Raw genomic sequence first — 5,587 nt, forward strand, 5'->3', positions numbered from 1 at the left:
TTTGTTGTGCCAAGAAATGAACGATTTTCACTTCCTATCCCAAGAATCCTGCATGGCAGGAGCCTTCGCCTGTTTTCAATCAGAATTGCGGACTTGTTTCGCAATTACCTATTCCTATTATATAATGAAGGGAGATTACCATGAAAACAAGAAATGAAATCTATCAAGGGGAAGGTGCCCAACTGCTCCGGTTCATTACGACTTACCATTCGCTGCAATATGAACAGGTCTTACGGCTCTTTTCCAAAAACAGAGAGTCTATCAAATCTCTGATCACCAGTCTGGTAAAACAAAAACGCATTATCTATGATAAGGAAAACGGGCTTCTCTGCGACAGCCAGGAATCTGCAAACAATCCTGATTATGGGATGATTGCATCTTTTTGGGTGCTTTTGGACTTCAAAAACGCCATTGTGTACCATACTGACGGTGAATTTCCTGTAAAGCTGAACTTTTTCTCTAAAGATGAGTGGTATGAAGTCCTCTATGTCCCCCAGGAACAGGAATATCTTATCAATCATGTCATGGAAAGCCAGACAAAAAGCGATGCGAAACGGCTGGTTGTATTAGAAACGGAAGAACAGGCTGCAAAAATCCATATCACAGGTGTGATTGCCTTTTGCCTTGTAGACTCCTCTACCGGATCTGTCAGCTATTATGCAAAGAAATGAGGTATGTATGAACACCAAAACTGTTTTTGACCGTTTACAGAGCATTGATGATGAAGTCCAAAAACTTCACAACACTATTTTTGCATTGAAAACAACAGATATTCAAGCGTATGCCGACAAATACGAAGAGCTGAGTATCAGTGCTGCCCTACGTTCTGAAAGGATTGCCTGCCAGCTCAGAAATCTGGTATATACCACAACTGACACTGGAAAGAAAGACTATCTGAAACAGGCTGCGGCTGTGCAGGGAATCAAAATCTCTTTTTCAAATCGTGTTCTTTCCATTACCATGCCAGGGCTACTGCCCAAACGTAAATTGCGAACCAACACCGCTTTTCTACATGAGCCATTAAACCTTGCCTTGCAGACTTATGTGACAGAACATTCTATTCCGTTATATAAAAGATGTGTGGTCTGTTTCAGTCAAATTTATGACCAGAGCCTTTCTTTACAACGGATACGTGATTACGATAATTTGGAGTTCAAACAGATTTTAGATACTATCGCTTCCTATGTTCTGGTTGATGATACGGGACTCTTTTGCGACTCCTATCACACTACAGAACTGGGGAATTACGATCACACCGTTATCTTTGTAATGGAACCGGAAATCTTTCCTGGCTGGCTGAAAAATAGAAAATCGTCTATCAAAACCATATCGGAAATTTCCTGATATTTTTCTTTCTTTTTCCGATATGGGTAATTTTTCTGCAAAGAAGCCATATTCTTTGCATTTTTTATGCTTAATACCGCCCTTACTTTACCCAAGTATAGGCTGTCATAGGTAAAAATCGAACTGAGGTGATGCTTATTTGATAAAACCCGATTCTATAAAATATCAGCTTTTGGAAATGGTTGGACTATGTGGGGAATTCCCTTCCGGACAGCTTAACAGATTGATTGAGAGTGATTCCTATGCAGAGAAGGTGATTACAGATTTAAAGCACAGTAAGCTTATAAGAACACACTATAAAGATGGCCTACGAGGTTATCGCCTTACCAAACGGGCAAAAGAACTGCTGCTTTCGCAAAATCCCTGTCGTTTTCAAAACTATTTAACCGGAAATGCAGAAACCAACCTCATACGTAGTGAATTACCAAGACGGCTGCGCCTTCATCAAAAAGCAGAAACCTATTTAACGCTTTCACATGCCGGAATCCCATTCTTTCCAGATGAAAAGCCGCTGCTTTTTTCTGAATCCGGCGAAGCGGCTACGTTTCCTGTGCGAAGCCTTCCTCTGTTTTACTCTTCCAGGGAAATAAAAAATCTTGGAGCATCCACTACCAAAATCAAAAATTCCCGTTGTATAGGAATCCTGATGGCTCCTCACTGTATCTATGCTGTTTATAATACCGGAAACACACTTCTAAAATGGGAATACAAAACGGAAGTCCGGCTCAATGCTTTTTTGCAGCACTATCTTCAGGGACTTCCTTACCATGGGCCGCCTACCGTTTATGCCATCATGACTGGCAGTGATATGGATATGGCTTTCCGGCTCCTGACCAGTACCGGTGGATACAAAAAAACACTGTTCATGCTGGATACTTCGTATGAACACTTCTATTTCCTGCCCAATAACAGCTACGGAGAATACCTGCTCCGTTTATTGGTACAACCCCAGCGTATGATGCAGCTCAATCAGCTACTACTGTCCGACTGTTTTCCCCAGCGTGAGGATCTGCCAATTGAACATGATGGAATAGACAGCCAGGAAAAGCCTATTTTGCTTGCGTATGATTTTGACATGCAGCGTATCAACCGCTTCAATACTGGATTAAATGTATATGGGCTATCCGGGAACCTGATTTGCTTTGACTTTCAGCTTCCCTGCCTGAAAAAATACCTGACTGCAGATATACACTTCTCCAGCATTGATTTTCAAAAGTTTAAAAGGAGGTTTTTCAATGAACCGTAAATGGTGGAAGTTCCTGTTTTTGCTTCCCATAAGCGTCTGCACTCTGTATGCCGGAGGATACGCAGCACAATTTATTAAAAACTATCAGGAATGGACTTCTGCCGGAAACTTTGCCGGCAACGGAACCTATCCGCAAGCAGCTTCTTTACACCCATTGGTCTGCTTTCATACTGCCCTTACTGATTTCCCATACAATTTGTATGGGATTTTTCTTTGCCTGGTTCTCTTTGGGCTTCTTACTTTTTTACTTATGCGTATGGGATATGACAGAAACGGGGAGATTAGTGACCATGACCGGAACTTAAATTACTCTACAAAAGGAACCTACGGTACATCCGGATTTATGACTCCAGATGAAATGATGAAAGTTTTGGAATTGACCGGAGATGTAAAGAAAAATAAAGGAACCATTTTAGGAAAATTGAATGGCAAAGCCGTATGTCTTCCATATCAAACACGAATGAATAAAAATATCGCCGTGTATGGTGCCAGCGGTTCCATGAAATCCAGGGCATTTGCCAGAAATATGATTTTCCAGTGTGTCGCCAGAGGGCAGGAAGGCAATTCCGGGGAAAGTTTAATCATTACCGATCCCAAAAGCGAACTCTATGAAAGCATGTCTGCTTATCTGGAAAACGAGGGCTATGTAGTAAAAGCATTTAATCTGGTCAATCCGGAAAACTCGGATAGTTGGAATTGTCTGGGTGAAATCAATGGACAGGAAACGATGGCTCAGGTATTTGCAGATGTCATCATCCAGAATACAGGTTCCGGAAAAGGAGATCATTTCTGGGATAATGCGGAGATGAACCTGCTAAAAGCCCTGGTTCTCTATGTGGATCAGGGATTTCCGCCGGAAGCCAGAAATATTGGACAGGTTTATAAGCTGCTGACCATGAGTTCCGAAAAGGAGCTGAACAGTCTTTTTGATCTGCTCCCAGTGTCCCATCCAGCAAAAGTTCCTTACTGCATCTACAAACAAGCCAGTGATACCGTGCGAAGCGGAGTTATTATCGGATTGGGTGCCAGACTTCAGGTATTTCAGAATAAACTCATTCGGCAGATTACCTCTTATGATGAGATTGATCTGACACTTCCAGGGAAACAGAAATGTGCTTACTTTTGCATTACCTCAGACCAGGACAGCACCTTCGATTTTTTATCTTCCCTGTTTATGACCTTCATCTTCATCAAACTGGTCCGTTATGCAGATAAATATGGAGAAGATGGAAAACTTCCTGTTGCTGTACATATACTGGCTGATGAGCTTGCTAACACCGGAGCTATCCTGGAATTGAATAAGAAGATCAGTGTAATCCGAAGCCGGAATCTCAGCATTTCCTGCATCTTTCAGAATTTACCCCAGATGCAGAACCGCTATCCTTATAACCAATGGCAGGAAATCATTGGCAACTGTGATACCCAGCTCTTTTTGGGATGCACAGATGAAGTTACTGCTACCTTTATCAGCAACCGCAGCGGCGATGTGACCGTAGGGGTAAGCAGCGAAGCCAAGCAGCTCAATAGCTGGCGGGTATCCGACTATACACCGGAATACCGGCAGACAAAATCTATCGGCAAACGAAAACTCTTAACACCAGATGAAATCTTGCGGCTCCCGCTTGATACTGCTTTGGTTATCCTACGTGGGCAAAAAGTCCTAAAAGTAGAAAAGTACGATTATACCCTGCATCCAGATGCCAAAAAGCTGACACCAAGAAAAGCATCGGAACACATACCTGAATGGCGCAAAAATGGGTCCTCGGAAGAAACAGAGTATCGACCACAGCCCTCACCCGGATCAGCCAAAAGGAAACGCCGTTCATCTTCTGCGTCAATAGCAAAACAGAAACCACATTTTACATCCGAACCCGTTTATCAGGAACCTACTCCCGATGATTTTATGGAGGATTTCCTTCAGGAAAATTTTATAGAAGATTCCCCCGACTCTGGCATGGTTCCTTTAGATAAAGATTCCATCATGTCATAACACATTTTGAAAGGAGATAACATTTATGGCAAACGAAACAATGAACCTGAACACCCCTATTTTAACCCTTGACTCCGATACTGTATTAGAAACTGCTCAATCAAAGGCGGATTTAATCTGGCATGACATCCAAAATGCCTATCGTACCCGGAAAATTCTCACCGGCATTCTAGGAGGTATTGAAAAGACCGAAGCCGGTAGCTTAATAGCAATTATTTACTATAAAGATTATCGGGCAGTCATCCCTATCTCGGAAATGATGATCAATCTGATCCAGGATGAAACTCATGATTACGGAGATCTCTCTCTTAGACAGAACAAAGTCCTTAACAATATGCTTGGTTGTGAAATCGACTTTGTAATCAAAGGTCTGGATACCAAATCCCGAAGCATCGTTGCCAGCCGGAAAGATGCTATGCTGAAGAAACGTCAGATTTTCTATTTTGATCAGGACTCTTCCGGGCAGACTAAAATCCATGAAGACCGTATTGTGCAAGCCAGAGTCATTGCCGTTGCTGAAAAAGTAGTCCGGGCAGAAATCTTTGGTGTAGAAACTTCCATCCTTGCAAGAGATCTATCTTTTGACTGGCTGGGTGATGCCAGGGAACGATTCCAAGTAGGGGAACATATTCTGGTCCGGATCTTAACTATCCAGGGAGATTCCCCGGAAACGCTCTCCATCCATGCAGATGTAAAAAGCGTGGAAGGAAACACCAGCAAAGAAAATCTGAAAAATTGTCGGGTACAGGGAAAATATGCCGGAACGGTGGAAGATATCCACAAAGGAACAGTTTTCGTCCGGTTAGAACTGGGTGTCAACGCCATTGCTCACAGTTGCTACGACAGCCGCACCGTTGGAAAGAAAGATAAGGTGTCCTTTGTTGTGACACATATTGACGAAGATCGGAATGTTGCAGTGGGAATTATCACTCGGATTATTAAACAGAATTTATAAATAGATAGTCTCCTAAAAAAGAATTAAGAACATAGTACTCTCTATATAAATT

At 42.4% G+C, this 5,587-nt stretch carries 5 protein-coding genes; all 5 read left to right on the forward strand.

Translation table 11 applies throughout. The features are described from left to right. The first annotated feature begins 140 nt into the window (after positions 1 to 140). The 5 genes from RDS42_RS11845 (at position 141) to RDS42_RS11865 (ending at position 5,535) form a co-directional block, all read left to right on the forward strand. On the forward strand, positions 141 to 671 hold the full coding sequence (locus tag RDS42_RS11845; protein WP_215679871.1) for a DUF5697 family protein: 531 nt from the start codon (positions 141 to 143) through the stop codon (positions 669 to 671). A 7-nt stretch (positions 672 to 678) separates the two neighbouring features. Beyond that, a complete protein-coding gene (locus RDS42_RS11850) occupies positions 679 to 1,344 on the forward strand; it encodes a DUF6100 family protein (protein WP_175443009.1) in 666 nt (221 codons plus the stop codon). A gap of 139 nt (positions 1,345 to 1,483) precedes the next feature. Then, positions 1,484 to 2,590: a hypothetical protein gene (locus RDS42_RS11855; RefSeq protein ID WP_308783845.1), complete on the forward strand. Its 1,107-nt coding sequence runs from the start codon at positions 1,484 to 1,486 to the stop codon at positions 2,588 to 2,590. Next, complete coding sequence (locus RDS42_RS11860) at positions 2,580 to 4,580, forward strand: VirD4-like conjugal transfer protein, CD1115 family (protein WP_308783846.1); 2,001 nt, start codon at positions 2,580 to 2,582, stop codon at positions 4,578 to 4,580. The genes RDS42_RS11855 and RDS42_RS11860 overlap by 11 nt, the downstream gene beginning before the upstream one ends. Positions 4,581 to 4,605: 25 nt before the next feature. Next, positions 4,606 to 5,535, forward strand: coding sequence for a S1 RNA-binding domain protein (locus RDS42_RS11865; RefSeq protein WP_004223626.1), 930 nt, complete (start codon positions 4,606 to 4,608; stop codon positions 5,533 to 5,535). Positions 5,536 to 5,587: the final 52 nt, after the last annotated feature.

The organism is uncultured Blautia sp. (assembly GCF_902497045.1).
Classification (GTDB): domain Bacteria; phylum Bacillota; class Clostridia; order Lachnospirales; family Lachnospiraceae; genus Blautia_A.